General features: G+C 71.9%; 16 protein-coding genes and 1 pseudogene. 14 read left to right on the forward strand and 3 right to left on the reverse strand.

Features of this window, described 5'->3' with window-relative positions; genetic code table 11:
• The 3 genes from ACFVTC_RS27375 to truA form a co-directional block, all read left to right on the forward strand.
• The coding region (locus tag ACFVTC_RS27375; RefSeq protein WP_308401769.1) for a DNA-directed RNA polymerase subunit alpha C-terminal domain-containing protein at nucleotides 1–324 on the forward strand (324 nt) is incomplete at its 5' end.
• A 179-nt stretch (nucleotides 325–503) separates the two neighbouring features.
• The gene (gene rplQ / locus ACFVTC_RS27380) at nucleotides 504–1,001 is read left to right on the forward strand and encodes a 50S ribosomal protein L17 (RefSeq protein ID WP_168529668.1); all 498 of its coding nucleotides are present in this window, start codon (nucleotides 504–506) and stop codon (nucleotides 999–1,001) included.
• 91 nt (nucleotides 1,002–1,092) lie between these two features.
• Entirely contained in the window at nucleotides 1,093–1,959 is an 867-nt protein-coding gene (gene truA, locus ACFVTC_RS27385) for a tRNA pseudouridine(38-40) synthase TruA (RefSeq protein ID WP_390131179.1), read from the forward strand.
• A 165-nt stretch (nucleotides 1,960–2,124) separates the two neighbouring features.
• Here truA and ACFVTC_RS27390 read toward each other — a convergent pair whose 3' ends face one another.
• A complete protein-coding gene (locus tag ACFVTC_RS27390; protein ID WP_390131180.1) occupies nucleotides 2,125–3,006 on the reverse strand; it encodes a hypothetical protein in 882 nt (293 codons plus the stop codon).
• 574 nt (nucleotides 3,007–3,580) lie between these two features.
• Between ACFVTC_RS27390 and rplM the strand changes: the two genes are divergently transcribed.
• From rplM to glmM, 3 genes are all read left to right on the forward strand, one after another.
• Nucleotides 3,581–4,024: a 50S ribosomal protein L13 gene (gene rplM, locus ACFVTC_RS27395; protein ID WP_168529673.1), complete on the forward strand. Its 444-nt coding sequence runs from the start codon at nucleotides 3,581–3,583 to the stop codon at nucleotides 4,022–4,024.
• Between the two features lie 42 nt (nucleotides 4,025–4,066).
• Nucleotides 4,067–4,588, forward strand: coding sequence for a 30S ribosomal protein S9 (gene rpsI / locus ACFVTC_RS27400; RefSeq protein WP_168529675.1), 522 nt, complete (start codon nucleotides 4,067–4,069; stop codon nucleotides 4,586–4,588).
• 163 nt (nucleotides 4,589–4,751) lie between these two features.
• Entirely contained in the window at nucleotides 4,752–6,110 is a 1,359-nt protein-coding gene (gene glmM, locus ACFVTC_RS27405) for a phosphoglucosamine mutase (protein WP_390131181.1), read from the forward strand.
• A gap of 87 nt (nucleotides 6,111–6,197) precedes the next feature.
• Here the strand turns inward: glmM and ACFVTC_RS27410 are convergent.
• A pseudogene (locus ACFVTC_RS27410) lies at nucleotides 6,198–6,625 on the reverse strand (hypothetical protein); the annotation flags it as partial.
• A 47-nt stretch (nucleotides 6,626–6,672) separates the two neighbouring features.
• The gene (coaA, locus tag ACFVTC_RS27415; protein WP_168529681.1) at nucleotides 6,673–7,641 is read right to left on the reverse strand and encodes a type I pantothenate kinase; all 969 of its coding nucleotides are present in this window, start codon (nucleotides 7,639–7,641) and stop codon (nucleotides 6,673–6,675) included.
• A gap of 219 nt (nucleotides 7,642–7,860) precedes the next feature.
• Between coaA and glmS the strand changes: the two genes are divergently transcribed.
• The 8 genes from glmS (at nucleotide 7,861) to ACFVTC_RS27455 (ending at nucleotide 16,522) form a co-directional block, all read left to right on the forward strand.
• Complete coding sequence (gene glmS / locus ACFVTC_RS27420; RefSeq protein WP_390131182.1) at nucleotides 7,861–9,708, forward strand: glutamine--fructose-6-phosphate transaminase (isomerizing); 1,848 nt, start codon at nucleotides 7,861–7,863, stop codon at nucleotides 9,706–9,708.
• A gap of 158 nt (nucleotides 9,709–9,866) precedes the next feature.
• Entirely contained in the window at nucleotides 9,867–10,238 is a 372-nt protein-coding gene (locus ACFVTC_RS27425; protein WP_390131183.1) for a holo-ACP synthase, read from the forward strand.
• An 84-nt stretch (nucleotides 10,239–10,322) separates the two neighbouring features.
• Nucleotides 10,323–11,768 (forward strand): NAD(P)H-hydrate dehydratase, encoded by a 1,446-nt coding sequence (locus tag ACFVTC_RS27430; RefSeq protein ID WP_390131184.1) that lies wholly within the window; start codon nucleotides 10,323–10,325, stop codon nucleotides 11,766–11,768.
• Nucleotides 11,769–12,074: 306 nt separating this feature from the next.
• Complete coding sequence (locus ACFVTC_RS27435; RefSeq protein WP_390131185.1) at nucleotides 12,075–12,992, forward strand: L,D-transpeptidase family protein; 918 nt, start codon at nucleotides 12,075–12,077, stop codon at nucleotides 12,990–12,992.
• 112 nt (nucleotides 12,993–13,104) lie between these two features.
• A complete protein-coding gene (gene alr / locus ACFVTC_RS27440; RefSeq protein ID WP_390131186.1) occupies nucleotides 13,105–14,256 on the forward strand; it encodes an alanine racemase in 1,152 nt (383 codons plus the stop codon).
• 176 nt (nucleotides 14,257–14,432) lie between these two features.
• The gene (locus ACFVTC_RS27445; protein ID WP_390131187.1) at nucleotides 14,433–15,671 is read left to right on the forward strand and encodes an alpha/beta fold hydrolase; all 1,239 of its coding nucleotides are present in this window, start codon (nucleotides 14,433–14,435) and stop codon (nucleotides 15,669–15,671) included.
• A complete protein-coding gene (gene tsaE / locus ACFVTC_RS27450) occupies nucleotides 15,637–16,170 on the forward strand; it encodes a tRNA (adenosine(37)-N6)-threonylcarbamoyltransferase complex ATPase subunit type 1 TsaE (RefSeq protein ID WP_390131188.1) in 534 nt (177 codons plus the stop codon). Before ACFVTC_RS27445 ends, tsaE begins: the two co-directional genes overlap by 35 nt.
• 163 nt (nucleotides 16,171–16,333) lie before the next feature.
• Complete coding sequence (locus ACFVTC_RS27455) at nucleotides 16,334–16,522, forward strand: hypothetical protein (RefSeq protein WP_390131189.1); 189 nt, start codon at nucleotides 16,334–16,336, stop codon at nucleotides 16,520–16,522.
• The last annotated feature ends 292 nt before the right edge of the window (nucleotides 16,523–16,814 follow it).

The following is a 16,814-nucleotide window of genomic DNA, read 5'->3' on the forward strand; positions in this document are numbered from 1 at the left end:
ATGGGCCCGTCCCCCACGGACGCCGCCCTCGCCGCTGATCTCGCCCTGCCGATCGAGGAGCTCGAGCTCACCGTTCGGTCGTACAACTGCCTCAAGCGTGAGGGCATCCACTCCGTGGGTGAGCTCGTCGCCCGCTCCGAGGCCGACCTCCTGGACATCCGCAACTTCGGTGCGAAGTCCATCGACGAGGTCAAGGCGAAGCTGGCCGGCATGGGCCTGGCCCTCAAGGACAGCCCGCCCGGATTCGACCCGACCGCCGCCGCGGACGCCTTCGGCGCCGACGACGACGCGGACGCCGGGTTCGTCGAGACCGAGCAGTACTGACGGCTCGGGACCGATCACCGGTTCCAGGGTGCGGGTGCGCTGCGGCTGATCGCGCAGTTCCCCGCGCCCCTTCCGAACGGCCCCTGCGGGGCGTGTTCGGATCTTCGACGGGCAGCCGCCCGCTCGGACACTGACCCCGGTACCTGATACGGCCGGGGCAGACACCTAGGAGAAACACCATGCCGAAGCCCGCCAAGGGTGCCCGTCTGGGCGGCAGTGCCGCGCACGAGAAGCTGCTCCTCGCGAACCTCGCGAAGTCGCTCTTCGAGCACGGCCGCATCACCACCACCGAGGCGAAGGCCCGTCGCCTGCGCCCGTACGCGGAGCGTCTGGTCACCAAGGCGAAGAAGGGTGACCTTCACAACCGCCGTCAGGTGCTCTCGGTGATCACGGACAAGAGCATCGTGCACACGCTCTTCACCGAGATCGGCCCGCGCTACGAGAACCGCCCGGGTGGTTACACCCGTATCACCAAGATCGGTAACCGCCGTGGCGACAACGCGCCCATGGCCGTCATCGAGCTGGTGGAGGCCCTGACCGTGGCCCAGCAGGCCACCGGTGAGGCCGAGGCGGCCACCAAGCGTTCCGCCAAGGACGCCGAGGCTCCGGCCAAGGTCGAGGACACCAAGGTCGAGGACGCCGCTGAGGCTCCTGCCGAGGAGTCGAAGGACGCCTGAGGCACTGCCTTGTTGTGAGCGGGTCCGTCCCTTCGGGGGCGGGCCCGCTTTCGCGTGCCGGCGGCAGAGCCGGGCTTGAGAGGATCCAGGAGTGAGTGACGAAGCGGAGCCCGGGTTCGTACGGGTGCGGATGGACCTGTCGTACGACGGGAGCGAGTTCTCCGGGTGGGCGAAGCAGGCCGGGGGCCGCAGGACCGTCCAGGGCGAGATCGAGGACGCGCTGCGGACGGTGACCCGGACGAAGGACACCACGTACGAGCTGACCGTCGCGGGGCGCACCGACTCCGGGGTGCACGCGCGCGGGCAGGTGGCGCACGTCGATCTGCCGGCGGAGCTGTGGGCCGAACACCGGGAGAAGCTGCTGAAGCGGCTGGCCGGGCGGCTGTCGAAGGACGTGCGGGTGTGGGCCCTGACCGAGGCGCCCGCCGGGTTCAACGCGCGCTTCTCGGCGATCTGGCGGCGTTATGCCTATCGCGTCACCGACAACGCCGGGGGAGTGGATCCGCTGCTGCGCAACCACGTCCTGTGGCACGACTGGCCGTTGGACGTCGACGCCATGAACCGGGCGGCGGCCGGGCTGGTGGGCGAGCACGACTTCGCCGCCTACTGCAAGAAGCGTGAGGGCGCGACGACCATCCGTACGCTCCAGGAGCTGAGCCTGGTGCGTGGGGACGACGGGATCATCACCGCGACCGTGCGCGCCGACGCCTTCTGCCACAACATGGTGCGTTCGCTGATCGGGGCGCTGCTGTTCGTGGGGGACGGGCACCGCGGGCCCGAGTGGCCCGGCAAGGTGCTGGCCGCCGCCGTACGGGACTCGGCCGTCCATGTCGTACGGCCGCACGGGCTGACGCTGGAGGAGGTCGGCTATCCCGCCGACGAGCTGCTGGCCGCGCGCAACAAGGAGGCGCGCAACAAGCGCACCCTTCCCGGAGCGCCGGGGTGTGACAACTGCTAGGGCGTGTTGCGAAAGTCCCGTCGTCCGCCGCGAGGCAGGCGGGACCTTCGCAACACGCCCCAGGGCCTCTGCCGGGCCCTGGACGGCTCCGGTGTGCCGTGCGGGCGTCTGGCCGCCCGGTGCGGGTGGCCGGGAGCGGCCCGGTCCACCCGGACCGGCCGGCGACTACTGGTTGGCCGCCGACGAGGCCTGGGCCTCGCCGCGCCGGCGGATCTGGCGGAACGCGAACTCGGCCAGGTCGTCGCCGGTCCTGAAGACCTCGGCGCTCTTGGCCGTCGCGTCCTTGCCGTTGGTGAAGCCGGCCAGGGTGAAGTAGGCGTAGCGGCCGACGGAGTTGGTGGTCGAGCGGCAGACCGCCGTGCGGCAGAAGGTGGCGACACCCTGGCCGGGCAGCGAGGTGATGATGCTCTTGCTGTCCGCCTGGGCCTTCGCCTTGTCCGCCTGGGCCTTGGTGTCGAAGACCGCGACGCCCACGGTCACGGCGACGCCGTCCTTGCTGTAGGTGACGCGCAGCAGCCGGGTGCAGCCGTTGTCGGTGAGGACCTTGGGGAGCGTCCTCTGCACGCCCGTCGCGCACTTCGTCGTCGAGGCGGTCGGGCCCTTGCGGTAGACGCGGTCACCCACGGTCAGCTGCGAACCGGGGAAGAGGATGTCCGGGCTGAGCGGAGCGGTGTCCTTCTTGACGCTGGATATGAAGTCCATCGGATCCAGCGGCGGAGGGGCCGAGGTCGGCGCGAACGAGGGCGCCGGCGCGGTGGTGTCGCTCGGGATGGCCGTGGTGCCGGGCAGCTTGCCGGACTGGTTCGACGCCGTGTTGTCGCCGTTCGCGGAGACGACGGCCATGGCGACGGCCGCGCCGACCGCGAGCGTGGCGATCGCCGAGCCGCCGATCACCAGCAGCCTGCGGCGCCTGTTGCGCGTCTCGGACGCCTCGGCGAGTGCCGCCCAGTCCGGAGTCCGGTTCCCACTGCCCCAGTCGGGTTGCTGAGAACCAGGCTTCCACGGATCCCACGGGGGCTCCCCCTGCCCACCCTGCCCATAGCTCATGGGGCGCATCTTAGACGGGCGCCGGGGGGTGCCGTTCCGCACCGGGGGATACCCGAGCCCTTGGCGTGACTTGACCTCGCACGGGCAAAACTCACATCTCCGGGTGGTTGGTACGTCATGCCTCCCGGCGGCGCGCCGGGGCGAAGAGCGTCGCGCGAAGGCCGGATTCCGTGGGGTTCCTCACACGGGCGCCGGGCCGGTGGCGCGCCGTGTCCTTTGCGCCTGGCTTACGCTGGGTACGCAGGCTGCCGTGGCGGCCGTGCGGCCGGGAAGCGGCCTCGGGGCGCGTACAGCGCCCGGGGGCCGGGGATGTCCCATCCGCCCGGACGACCGCCCGTGACGCCTGCCGCAGGAGCCGCGTTTTGACCCGTCCGGGGAAGCGCGGGTACTCTTGCAGTTCGTTATGTGTATTGGCTTGCTCATTCTCACGTGAGGGGCCCTTACACCGGTCCACCGGGGCCGATGACCAGCGACCAGCACTCGGTATGCGTCACCGAGGTGCGGTCAGGGCTGTCGTGATCGTCCGTGGTGGCCATGTCAGGACCCACTCACTGAAGAAGCGAAGGCTACGACCGTGCGTACGTACAGCCCCAAGCCCGGCGACATCACTCGCCAGTGGTACGTCATCGACGCCCAGGATGTCGTCCTGGGTCGTCTGGCGACCACTGCAGCGAACATCCTGCGGGGCAAGCACAAGCCGATCTATGCGCCCCACGTCGACGCTGGTGACTTCGTCATCATCATCAACGCCGACAAGGTGCACCTCTCCGGCAACAAGAAGACCCAGAAGCTGGCGTACCGCCACTCCGGTTACCCGGGTGGTCTGCGCTCCGTCCGCTACGACGAGCTGCTGGCGAAGAACCCCGAGAAGGCCGTCGAGAAGGCCATCAAGGGCATGGTTCCGAAGAACACCCTGGGCCGTCAGGTGCTCTCGAAGCTGAAGGTCTACGCGGGCGAGAACCACCCGCACGCTGCGCAGCAGCCGGTCCCGTTCGAGATCACCCAGGTCGCGCAGTAGTTCCGGCCACCCCCTAAGACGAAAAAGAATCTGAGGAGAATCGTGGCCGAGACCACCGTTGAGCAGCCGGTCGAAGAGACTGAGCTCGTCGACATCGAGAACTACACCACCGAGTCCGAGGTCCCCGTCGAGGGCGAGTACACCTCGGAGTCGCTCGCCGGCCGCTTCGGCGACCCGCAGCCGGCCGCCGGCCTGGGCCGTCGCAAGAACGCCATCGCCCGCGTCCGGATCGTCCCGGGCACCGGCAAGTGGAAGATCAACGGTCGCACCCTTGAGGACTACTTCCCCAACAAGGTGCACCAGCAGGAAGTCAACGAGCCCTTCAAGGTGCTCGAGCTCGACAACCGCTACGACGTCATCGCCCGCATCTCGGGTGGCGGCGTCTCCGGTCAGGCCGGTGCGCTCCGTCTCGGTGTCGCCCGCGCGCTGAACGAGGCCGACGTCGACAACAACCGCGCGGCGCTCAAGAAGGCCGGCTTCCTCAAGCGCGACGACCGTGCGGTCGAGCGCAAGAAGGCCGGTCTCAAGAAGGCCCGCAAGGCCCCGCAGTACAGCAAGCGTTAATCACCGCCTGCTGGTTTTCGTACGACCGTTCGCCCCGGCGGCACGCTGTGTGCCGTCGGGGCGTTCGTTTATCACCAGCCCAGGGCGTATAACGGCACAAGGCGCTCAAAGGCTTGCATGATCGGATGACTTCCGAATACTGAGCATCATCAGGAGGACACCAGTGGGACGACTCTTCGGCACGGACGGCGTGCGCGGTGTCGCCAACGGGGATCTGACGGCCGAGCTGGCGCTCGGTCTCTCCGTCGCGGCGGCGCATGTGCTGGCCGAGGCGGGTACGTTCGAGGGCCACCGGCCGGTGGCAGTGGTCGGGCGGGATCCGCGCGCGTCCGGGGAGTTCCTGGAGGCCGCCGTGGTCGCGGGTCTGGCCAGCGCGGGCGTGGACGTCCTGCGCGTCGGTGTGCTGCCCACCCCTGCGGTGGCGTATCTCACCGGTGCGCTGGGTGCCGACCTCGGTGTGATGCTGTCGGCCAGCCACAACGCCATGCCGGACAACGGCATCAAGTTCTTCGCCCGCGGCGGGCACAAGCTCGCCGACGAGCTGGAGGACAGGATCGAGGCCGTGTACGACGAGCACCGCACCGGCGCTCCGTGGGACCGGCCGACGGGTTCGGGCGTCGGGCGCGTGCGCTCGTACGACGAGGGCTTCGACCAGTACGTCGCCCACCTGATCGGTGTGCTCCCGAACCGACTCGACGGTCTCAAGGTCGTCCTCGACGAGGCGCACGGTGCCGCCGCCCGGGTGTCCCCGGAGGCGTTCGCGCGGGCCGGCGCTGAGATCGTCACGATCGGTACCGCCCCGGACGGCCTGAACATCAACGACGGCTGCGGTTCCACGCACCTCGACCTCCTCAAGGCCGCCGTCGTCGAGCACGGCGCCGATCTCGGTATCGCGCACGACGGTGACGCCGACCGCTGCCTCGCCGTGGACCACACGGGCGCCGAGGTGGACGGCGACCAGATCCTGGCCGTACTCGCGCTGGCGATGCGGGAGCGTTCCGCACTGCGCCGCGACACCGTTGTCGCGACGGTCATGTCCAATCTGGGCTTCAAGCTGGCCATGGAGCGCGAGGGCGTCGCCCTCATCCAGACCGCGGTCGGTGACCGCTACGTCCTGGAGGAGATGAAGCAGCACGGCTACGCGCTCGGCGGCGAGCAGTCCGGTCATGTGATCATCCTGGACCACGCCACGACCGGCGACGGCACGCTGACCGGTCTGATGCTGGCGGCCCGGATCGCCCAGACGGGCCGTACGCTCCAGGACCTCGCGTCCGTGATGGAGCGGCTGCCGCAGATCCTCATCAACGTCCCCGACGTCGACCGCTCGCGGGTGAACAGCTCCGCCGAGCTGGCGGCCGCGGTCGCCGAGGCCGAGCGTGAACTCGGTAGCACCGGGCGGGTGCTGCTGCGCCCCTCCGGCACCGAGCCGCTCGTCCGGGTCATGGTCGAGGCCGCCGACATCGACCACGCCCGGTCGGTGGCCGGTCGGCTCGCGGACGCCGTGAAGTCCTCGCTCGGCTGACCGGGTCCGGGTGTCACGCCACGCTGTCTCGCCCAGAACCACTTCTGGGCGAGCAGGGTGAGTGTGCCCGCGAGCTCGACGCCCCCACGCGTTGTCGAGCATCACACCGCGGGCCGCGACCATCGTCGCGACCGCGAGCAGCGCCGCCCAAGTGACGCCCGGCGTCGACTCCTCGTGCGAGGCGTCCGCCGGGTGCTTCCACGGCACCGCGTCCGCCCCCTCGTCCGGCGCCTCCTCCTCGGCCCTGTCGGCGCGGCTGGAGAGCGACAGGCCGATGTTCTCGACGGCGGTCGAGCCGGTCCGGTCCAGCCGGTCGGGTCCAGCCGGTCCGGTCGAGGTCGAACTCCCGGAGCGCGCCGATCAGTTGGTCACTCACCTCGCGAGCGACGTCGCACATCACGACGTGCCGGGCGGGGTCGCCGACGGCGCCCGGCGGCGCGACGGGTGGTGCCGACCGTACGCCCGATCAGGCGCACCACCTCGTCGGTCCGTCCGGCCGCGGTGATCGGACGCAGACGCGGCGTGCCGCGCGGGCCGGCCGTACCGAACGCCCGGCGCGGGACTACAGCTTGCGCAGGCTGAGGCGCTGCACCTTGTGGTCCGGGCCCTTGCGGACGACGAGGGCGGCGCGGCCGCGGGTGGGCGCCACGTTCTCCATCAGGTTGGGCTTGTTGATGGTCCGCCAGGTCGTGCGGGCGTAGTCGAGCGCCTCCTCCTCGGAGACCTGCGTGTACTTGCGGAAGTACGAGGAGGGGTTCTGGAAGGCGGTGGCGCGCAGCTTGCGGAAGCGGTTGAGGTACCAGGCCTCGATGTCCTCGGCGCGGGCGTCGACGTACACGCTGAAGTCGAAGTAGTCGGCGAGGCCGACGCGGGTGCGGCCGTCCTTGCCGGGCAGGGCGGGCTGCAGCACGTTCAGGCCTTCGACGATGAGGATGTCGGGGCGCCGGACCGTGAGCTTCTGGCCGGGGACGATGTCGTAGATGAGGTGGGAGTAGACGGGCGCGGTGACCTCGTCCTTGCCCGCTTTGATGTCGGCGACGAACCGGGTGAGGGCACGGCGGTCGTACGACTCGGGGAAGCCTTTCCGCGACATCAGGCCGCGTGCCTCCAGCTCCTTGGTGGGGAGCAGAAAGCCGTCGGTGGTCACGAGTTCGACGCGAGGGTGTTCGGGCCAGCGGGAGAGCAGGGCCTGGAGAAGGCGGGCGACGGTGGACTTCCCGACGGCGACCGACCCCGCCACGCCTATCACGAAGGGGGTGCCGGACTGCGAGCCCTTCTCGCCGAGGAAGGTGTTCAGCGCCCCTCTCAGCCCGTCCGTGGCACCGACGTACAGATTCAGCAGTCTGGACAGCGGCAGATAGATGTCCCGCACCTCGTCGAGGTCGATGACATCGCCCAGACCGCGCAGCTTCTCGACCTCCTCGGCGTTCAGCGGCAGCGGCGTCTTCTCGCGCAGCGCGCTCCACTCGGCACGGGTGAGGTCGACGTAGGGAGTCGCCTCCGGCTTGTGCCGGTGGGCGCTCCGGGGCATCGGGGAGACCGGAGAGATCACAGTCCATTGTTACGGGAGTGTGGACGGGGTGGGGCGTGGGGTCCGTCACGCGGGGTCGCCAGGACGGCCCCTAAGGGCGCTCCGCAGCGTCCTGAGGCGGGCGGGGATCCCGGGACGGGTGCGGGAAGGCGGCTGGAATTTCCGATATCGGGCACGAGGTGCCGAGATGTGGCGGGTGTCGGCCCTTAGGCTGCGCGCATGTGCGGAATCGTGGGATACGTGGGGTCGCAGTCGGCGCTTGACGTGGTGATGGCCGGACTGAAGCGACTGGAGTACCGGGGGTACGACTCGGCGGGTGTCGCCGTACCGGCGGACGGCGGACTGGCCGCGGCGAAGAGGGCCGGGAAGCTGGTGAACCTGGAGAAGGAGCTGGTCGACCGGCCGCTGCCGACGGGGACGACCGGCATCGGGCACACCCGCTGGGCCACCCATGGCGGCCCCACGGATGCGAACGCGCATCCGCACCTCGACAACGCGGGCCGGGTCGCCGTCGTCCACAACGGGATCATCGAGAACTTCGCCGAGCTCCGTGCCGAACTGACCGAGCGGGGCCACGAGCTGGCCTCCGAGACCGACACCGAGGTGGTCGCCCACCTGCTCGCCGAGGAGTTCTCGGTCTGCGCCGACCTGGCGGAGGCGATGCGGCTGGTGTGCCGGCGCCTGGAGGGCGCGTTCACGCTGGTCGCGGTGCACGCCGACATGCCGGACGTGGTCGTGGGCGCGCGTCGCAACTCGCCGCTCGTGGTGGGGGTCGGCGAGGGCGAGGCATTCCTCGCCTCGGACGTCACGGCGTTCATCGACCACACGCGTTCGGCGATCGAGCTCGGCCAGGACCAGGTGGTGGAGCTGCGCCGGGACGGGGTGACGGTCACCGGCTTCGACGGACGGCCCGCCGATGTGCGCTCGTACCACGTGGACTGGGACGCGGCTGCCGCCGAGAAGGGCGGCTACGACTACTTCATGCTCAAGGAGATCGCCGAGCAGCCCAAGGCGGTCGCCGACACGCTCCTCGGCCGCATCGACGCGGGCGGCTCGCTCCGGCTGGACGAGGTGCGCATTCCCGTACGCGAGCTGCGGGAGGTCGACAAGGTCGTCATCGTGGCCTGCGGTACGGCCTTCCACGCCGGGCTGATCGCCAAGTACGCCATCGAGCACTGGACGCGCATTCCGTGCGAGGTGGAGCTGGCCAGCGAGTTCCGCTACCGGGATCCCATCCTGGGCGCGCGGGCGCTGGTCATCGCGATCTCCCAGTCCGGCGAGACCATGGACACCCTGATGGCACTGCGGCACGCGCGTGAACAGGGCTCCAAGGTGCTGGCGATCTGCAACACCAACGGCTCGACGATCCCGCGCGAGTCGGACGCGGTGCTCTACACGCACGCGGGCCCGGAGGTCGCGGTCGCCTCGACCAAGGCGTTCCTCACCCAGTTGGTGGCCTGCTACCTGGTCGCGCTGTACCTCGGCCAGGTGCGCGGCACCAAGTGGGGCGACGAGATCCAGGCCGTGATCCGGGACCTGTCCCACATCTCCGGCGAGGTCGAGCGGGTCCTGGAGACCATGGAGCCGGTACGGGAACTGGCGCGGACGCTCGCGGACAAGCGGACCGTCCTCTTCCTCGGCCGGCACGTCGGCTATCCCGTCGCGCTGGAGGGTGCCCTCAAGCTCAAGGAACTGGCGTACATGCACGCGGAGGGCTTCGCGGCGGGCGAGCTGAAGCACGGGCCGATCGCACTGATCGAGGAGGACCTGCCGGTCGTCGTGGTCGTGCCCTCGCCGCGCGGCCGGTCCGTCCTGCACGACAAGATCGTGTCCAACATCCAGGAGATCCGGGCCCGGGGCGCGCGCACGATCGTGATCGCGGAGGAGGGCGACGAGGCGGTGGTGCCGTACGCCGACCACCTGATCCGCATCCCGGTGACCCCGACGCTGCTCCAGCCGTTGGTGGCCACGGTTCCCCTGCAGGTGTTCGCCTGCGAGCTGGCGACGGCGCGGGGCAACGAGGTGGACCAGCCGCGCAACCTGGCGAAGTCGGTGACGGTGGAGTGAGCGCGTCCGGCGGCCGCCCCCGGGCGGGGGCGGCCGCCGGACCGCTTCCACCGCGGTTCGTCCGCTCCGGGCCCGTGCCCGGAGCCGGAGCGGAGCCGTGACAGGACGGCGGCGGCAGATATCGGGACGGTGGGCCGGACGGCCGTAGGGTGCTCGGCATGAGCATCATCGGGGTCGGTATCGACGTGGCCGAGATCGACCGGTTCCGCGCGTCGCTGGAGCGTACGCCGGGACTGGCCCAACGGCTCTTCGTGGAACAGGAGTTGCACCTGCCGAGCGGGGAGCGGCGGGGCATCGCGTCCCTCGCCGTGCGGTTCGCCGCGAAGGAGGCGGTCGCCAAGGCGCTGGGCGCTCCGGGCGGGATGCACTGGACGGACGCCGAGGTCTACGTCGAGGACAGCGGCCGGCCGCGGCTGCGGGTGCGGGGCACCGTGGCGGCACGCGCGGCCGAACTGGGCGTCATGTCGTGGCATGTGTCGCTCAGCCACGACGCGGGAGTGGCTTCGGCGGTGGTGATCGCGGAGGGGTAGCGGGGCCGGCCGGACGCGGCACGGGCCGGGGCGGCCGGGGCGGCCGGGGCGGCACGGAGGGGCTCCGTACGGGAGACTCGGTCCATGCGTACTGCGTACAGCGTGGAGACCGTGAGGACCGCCGAACGGGAGCTGATGGCACGGCTCCCCGAGGGGGCGTTGATGCAGCGGGCGGCCGCCGGACTCGCCGCCGCCTGCGCGGACGTGCTGGGGCGGGTGTACGGCGGCCGGGTCGTGCTGCTGATCGGCAGCGGGGACAACGGCGGGGACGCGCTGTACGCGGGCGCGCGTCTCGCCCGCCGAGGGGCGGGCGTCACCGCGCTGCTGCTCGCGCCCGAACGCACCCATGCCGGGGGGCTGGCAGCGCTGCGACGGGCCGGCGGAGCCGCGGTCGCGCGCGGGGACGGCTTCCTCGGCACCGCGCGGGAACTGATCCGGCGGGCCGACCTCGTCGTCGACGGCATCGTGGGGATCGGGGGCAAGGGCGGTCTGCGGCCCGACGCGGCGCCGCTCGCGGAATACGCCGCGGACTCCCGCGCGGTGGTCGTCGCCGTGGACCTGCCGAGCGGTGTCGAGGCGGACACCGGAGAGGTCCACGGCCCGGCGGTCCGTGCCGATCTGACCGTGACCTTCGGCACCCACAAGCCGGGGCTGCTGATCGACCCGGCGCGCGAGTACGCCGGTTCCGTACGCCTTGTCGACATCGGGCTCGATCTGCCCGACGCGCCCGAACTGGAGGCCCTGCAGCACGTGGACGTGGCGGCGCGGCTGCCCGCGCCGGGGGCGGAGAGCGACAAGTACCGGCGGGGCGTGGTGGGGATCGCGGCCGGGTCCGCCCGGTATCCCGGGGCCGCCGTGCTCGCCGTCTCCGGGGCGCTGCGCGGCGGCGCCGGGGCGGTGCGCTACGTGGGGCCCGCGGCGGACGCCGTGATCTCCCGTTTCCCCGAGGCGCTGGTGTCGGACCTGGGGCCGGCGCGGGCCGGGCGGGTGCAGGCGTGGGTGGTCGGGCCCGGTGCCGGGGACGACGCGTCGGCGGTGGCCGAGGTGCTGGAGGCGGAGGTGCCGGTGCTCGTCGACGCGGACGGGCTGCGGCTGGCAGATCGCGCGACGGTGCGCGGGCGTACCGCGCCGACGCTGCTGACCCCGCATGCCGGGGAGGCGGCGGCGTTGCTCGGGGTGTCGCGGGAGTCGGTGGAGGGCGCCCGGCTGGCGTCCGTGCGGGAGCTGGCGGCGCGGTACGGGGCGACGGTGCTGCTGAAGGGGTCGACGACGCTGGTCGCCGATCCGGGGGGCGGGGTCGTGCGGGTCAATCCGACGGGGACCGCGTGGCTGGCCACGGCGGGGAGCGGGGACGTGCTGTCCGGGCTTGCCGGGTCGTTGCTCGCGTCGGGGCTGTCGGCGCTGGACGCCGGGAGTGTGGGGGCGTATCTCCATGGGCTGGCGGGGCGGCTCGCGGCGGAGGGGGCGCCGGTGGGGGCGCACGACGTGGCGGAGGCGGTACGGGACGCTTGGCGCGACGTCACGGGGTGAACCCCGGCGTCCCGTTCCTGTGGGGGCTGCCGCCCCGGACCCTCGCTCCCGCCTGGACGGCCTTGTCCTCGAACGCCGGACGGGCTGGGTAGTCAGCCCGTCCGGCGTTCGAGGACGAGCCCTTCGGGCGGAGCGGGGCTCCAGGGGGCGCTGCGCCCCTGGCGGGGACTGGGGGCGCGGGTCGGGTCGGGTCGGCGGGGCGAAAGAGGCTGGTGCGTTGCCCATTACGGGGGACCCCGTCCGCGCGGCTCACCCCCTCCCGCCCCCACGTTGCGTATCGCTGAGCGCATGATGATGAGCAGACGAATGGCCTGCCGAAGCGCGGCGGTGATGCTGGCGCTGCTGACCGTACTGCCCGCGCAGACCGCCCTGGCCGAAGCGGACGGCCCCCTGACCCCCGGCCCGGAAAGCCCGCTGGTGCCCGGCGCGGCGTCCGCCGTGGAGAGCCTGGTGCCCGGTGTGCCGCCCGGCCCGCGGCAGCCGTGGCAGGAGCCGGCGGACACGCCGGACCAGATGCTCCCGCCGGAGGTGTACACACCGGACGCCCGCGAGGACGCCGTCGAACCGCGGGACGCCGCGGCCGGGTCCGACGCCCTGATCGAGTACGTCCCGCCGTCCGACGCCGCCGACAGGGCGCTGACGTGCAGCCGACGGACCGGCCCCTACCAGCGCCAGGTCGAGCGCTGGCTGAAGCTGAAGGCGGACGGGAAGCAGTCCGGCGGCGACTGCCGCGCGATCCGCACCTTCCAGACCCGCCACGGGATCAAGCCGGCCACCGGTTTCGCCGGACCCGTGACCTGGGCCCGTATGCAGCTGCTGTCCGCGCGCGAGAACCCGAACGCGGCGGGGAAGTGCCGCGTCCGCTCCTCCCGCGTCGCCTGTGTGGACCTGACCCGTCAGCTCACCTGGGTGCAGAAGGGGAAGAAGGTGCTGTGGGGGCCGGTACCGATGCGCAGCGGGCGGGCCGGGTACCGGACCAGGACCGGTCAGTTCAAGATCTACTGGAAGCACAAGAACCACTGGTCGACGCTGTACAACAGCCCCATGCCGTACAGCCAGTTCTTCAGCGGCGGCCAGGCCTTCCACGCCGTCTACGGCAGCGTCTACGACCCGCACGGCTCGTGGGGCTGCGTCAATCTGCGCCTCGCCGACGCCCGTACGCTCTGGGACGTGCTCAGGAAGGGCGACCGGGTGTCCGTCTGGGGCCGCAGGGCGGGTACCTGACCGTCCGGCGGCGTCCGAGGCCGTCGGAGCAGATCCGTCCGAGACCGTCCGGGGCCCCGAAGGGCACCGGCACAAGGGGGCCGTCGGACCCCTCTGAGAGACTGGGGGCGCGATGAACGAGACAGCACCGCTGCGCGCCCGCGCAGAGATCGACCTGGCCGCCCTGCGGGCCAACGTGCGGACCCTGCGCGCCCACGCGCCGTCCGCGGCCGTGATGGCCGTGGTCAAGTCCGACGCGTACGGCCACGGCGCGGTCCCGTGCGCCCGCGCGGCGCTCGAGGCCGGCGCCACCTGGCTCGGCACCGCCACCCCCGAGGAGGCCCTCGCCCTGCGGGCGGCGGGCATCCCGGGGCGTGTCATGTGCTGGCTGTGGACCCCGGGTGGTCCCTGGCGGGAGGCCGTGGAGGCCGACCTCGACGTGTCGGTCAGCGGGATGTGGGCACTGCGGGAGGTCGTCGCGGCGGCCGCGGCCGCCGGTGTCCCGGCCCGCGTCCAGCTGAAGGCCGACACCGGGCTCGGACGCAGCGGCTGCCAGCCCGCCGACTGGCCCGAGCTGGTCGCGGAGGCCCTGCGCGCCGAGGCCGGGGGCCGGATCCGGATCACCGGCCTCTGGTCGCACTTCGCCTGCGCCGACGAGCCCGGCCACCCTTCCGTGCGGGCCCAACTGACCCTGTTCCGCGAGATGGTGGCGTACGCCGAGGAGCAGGGCGTGCGCCCCGAGGTGCGGCACATCGCCAACTCGCCGGCCACGCTGACCCTGCCCGAGAGCCACTTCGACCTCGTCCGTACGGGGATCGCCGTCTACGGCATCTCGCCCAGCCCCGAGATCGGCACCCCGGCCGACTTCGGGCTGCGCCCGGTGATGACGCTGAGCGCGTCGCTGGCGCTGGTCAAGCACGTACCGGGTGGACACGGCGTCAGTTACGGGCACCACTACGTCACTCCGGGGCCCACCACCCTCGGCCTGATCCCCGTCGGTTACGCCGACGGCATCCCCCGGCACGCCTCCGGTACCGGGCCGGTGCTGGTCGGCGGCAAATGGCGGACGGTCGCGGGCCGGGTCGCGATGGACCAGTTCGTGGTCGACCTCGGCGGCGACGAGCCGGCGCCCGGCACGGAGGCGGTCCTCTTCGGTCCGGGCGACCGCGGTGAGCCGACCGCCGAGGACTGGGCGCGGGCGGCGGGCACGATCGCGTACGAGATCGTCACCCGGATCGGAACCCGGGTACCGCGCGTACACGTGAACAGGGAACAGGACGGGTAACCGCACAGAGTGCCCCGTGCAGGACAACAGGACATGCCGGCACCGGTGGCGGTGTCAGTCACAGCCAGAACGACAGCAACAGCAAGACCGACAGCACCAGCACCAGCACCAGCAACAGCACCACCGATAGCAACGGACGCATCAGTGGACGAGATCCCGGCGAAGAGGAGCGGTACGTGAGCGAGAGCAGCGCGGAGGCCGTGACGGACGTCGCCGCGGCGGCCGTCGCCTCCGCCGCCGGGAACTGGCGCAAGGCCGGTATCGCCGGTGTCGCCATAGGCGTGGTCGCCGCGGGAGCCGCGGCCGGAGTCGCCATAGAGAGGCTCACGGTCGGCCGCGGCATGCGGAACAAGGCGCGCCTCGCGCTCGACTCGACTGGCCCGTACGGCTCCCTGCGCGGTACCCCGGGCAAGGCGTACGCGGACGACGGGACCGAGCTGTACTACGAGGTGGACGACATCGAGCAGGACGTCACGTTCACCCCGCGCCGACGCCGGCTCTTCGGCCGCAAGGCCCCGGCCCCCGTCACGGTCGTCTTCAGCCACGGCTACTGCCTCAACCAGGACTCGTGGCACTTCCAGCGCGCCGCGCTGCGCGGGGTGGTGCGCACGGTGCACTGGGACCAGCGCAGTCACGGCCGCTCCGGGCGCGGGGTCGCCCAGTCGACGGACGGCACGCCCGTCACCATCGACCAGCTCGGCCGGGACCTGAAGGCCGTCATCGACGCCGCCGCGCCCGAGGGGTCGGTCGTGCTGGTGGGGCACTCGATGGGCGGCATGACCGTCATGGCGCTCGCCGACCAGTACCCCGAGCTGATCAGGGACCGGGTCGTCGCCGTCGCCCTCGTCGGTACGTCCTCGGGGCGGCTCGGGGAGGTCAACTTCGGGCTGCCCGTCGCGGGGGTCAACGCCGTGCGGCGGGTGCTGCCCGGGGTGCTGAAGGCGCTCGGTCAGCAGGCCGCGCTGGTGGAGCGCGGACGAAGGGCGACGGCCGACCTTTTCGCGGGGATCATCAAGCGGTACTCCTTCGCCTCCCGGGACGTCGACCCGGCCATCGCCCGGTTCGCCGAGCGGATGATCGAGGGCACCCCGATCGACGTGGTCGCGGAGTTCTACCCGGCCTTCACCGACCACGACAAGACCGAGGCACTGGCGCGCTTCGCCGACATGCCGGTGCTGGTGCTGGCCGGCGTCGGGGACATGGTGACGCCGAGCGAGCACAGCGAGGCGATCGCCGACCTGCTGCCCGACGCCGAGCTGGTGCTCGTACCGGACGCCGGACACCTGGTCATGCTGGAGCGCCCCGAAGTGGTCATGGACCGCCTCGCCGACCTTCTGATGCGCGCGGGCGCCGTCCCGGCAGGGGCTACCGTGGGCGGCTATGGAAGCACCAGCAGCACCGCACAACCCGGCTGAGCCCGCCGCCGCGCGGGCCGGCGTCCGGATCACCGTCAACTCGCCCGAGCAGATGCGCGAGCTGGGTCTTCACCTGGCCGATCTGCTGCGCGCGGGTGACCTGGTGATGCTCAACGGGGAACTCGGCGCGGGCAAGACGACCCTGACCCGCGGACTCGGCGAGGGGCTGGGCGTCCGGGGCGCCGTCACCTCCCCGACGTTCGTCATCGCCCGCGTGCACCCCTCGCTCGGCGACGGTCCGCCGCTCGTGCACGTGGACGCGTACCGCCTGGGCGGCGGGCTCGACGAGATGGAGGACCTCGACCTCGACGTGTCGCTCTCCGACTCGGTGATCGTCGTGGAGTGGGGCGAGGGCAAGGTCGAGGAGCTGACCGACGACCGCCTGCACGTCGTCATCCACCGGGCCGTGGGCGACACCACGGACGAGGTACGGCACGTCACGCTGACCGGCCTCGGCGCGCGCTGGGCGGGCGCCGACCTGAGCGGGCTCAGGGTGTAGCCCGGCGCCTCGGGCTCCGACGCGGGCCGCGCGTTCTTCGTACGGGTTCCGACAAGTCGTCGGCAAGATGTTGCGTTCGGCGTCCCGCCCGTGGTCACATGGAGATCAGGCCGTAGTTAGGTGTACCTAACCACGCTTGCCCCCGAAGCCCCAGGAGGCGTCCATGTCGGCATCAGAACGTGACGGGCGCGACCTGCCGGCGCAGCAGCCGCGTGCGGTGGCCGGGGTGTCGATGCGGGACCTGCTGGCGTCCTGCGCCGCCGCCGAGGCGGTGTCGAGGCCGCCCCGGGCGCCGCGGGCGCCGTTGTCGGAGGCCGGTCAGGGGGATGAGCGGTCCCGCGACGCCGCGTAGGGCTCCGCCGGTCGGGGGTGGGCTCGTGTGCGTGCGTGTGCGTATGCGTCTGCGGGTGGGATGTGGCTGGGCGCGCAGTTCCCCGCGCCCCTGACGGGGTGCTCTGCTGGGTGTCGGCCGGTCGGTGATGGCCGGGTCGGCTTCGAGCTGTCGGGGTGGGGTGTGGCTGGGCGCGCAGGTTTCCGCGCCTCTGGCGGGGTGCTCTGCTGGGTGTCGGCCGGTCGGTGACGGTCGGGTCGGCTTTGAGCTGTCGGGGTGGGGTGTGGCTGGGCGCGCAGGTTTCCGCGCCTCT

The organism is Streptomyces sp. NPDC057950, assembly GCF_042887295.1.
GTDB classification, from domain to species: Bacteria; Actinomycetota; Actinomycetes; order Streptomycetales; family Streptomycetaceae; genus Streptomyces; species Streptomyces kaempferi.

Coding starts and splice junctions, on each gene's coding strand:
- coaA (WP_168529681.1), bottom strand. CDS start 7,641: ATGCCCCGGAGCGCCCACCGGCACAAGCCGGAGGCGACTCCCTACGTC.
- ACFVTC_RS27435 (WP_390131185.1), top strand. CDS start 12,075: ATGGCCTGCCGAAGCGCGGCGGTGATGCTGGCGCTGCTGACCGTACTG.
- rplQ (WP_168529668.1), top strand. CDS start 504: ATGCCGAAGCCCGCCAAGGGTGCCCGTCTGGGCGGCAGTGCCGCGCAC.
- alr (WP_390131186.1), top strand. CDS start 13,105: ATGAACGAGACAGCACCGCTGCGCGCCCGCGCAGAGATCGACCTGGCC.
- ACFVTC_RS27425 (WP_390131183.1), top strand. CDS start 9,867: ATGAGCATCATCGGGGTCGGTATCGACGTGGCCGAGATCGACCGGTTC.
- ACFVTC_RS27455 (WP_390131189.1), top strand. CDS start 16,334: ATGTCGGCATCAGAACGTGACGGGCGCGACCTGCCGGCGCAGCAGCCG.
- ACFVTC_RS27430 (WP_390131184.1), top strand. CDS start 10,323: ATGCGTACTGCGTACAGCGTGGAGACCGTGAGGACCGCCGAACGGGAG.
- tsaE (WP_390131188.1), top strand. CDS start 15,637: ATGGAAGCACCAGCAGCACCGCACAACCCGGCTGAGCCCGCCGCCGCG.
- ACFVTC_RS27390 (WP_390131180.1), bottom strand. CDS start 3,006: ATGAGCTATGGGCAGGGTGGGCAGGGGGAGCCCCCGTGGGATCCGTGG.
- glmS (WP_390131182.1), top strand. CDS start 7,861: ATGTGCGGAATCGTGGGATACGTGGGGTCGCAGTCGGCGCTTGACGTG.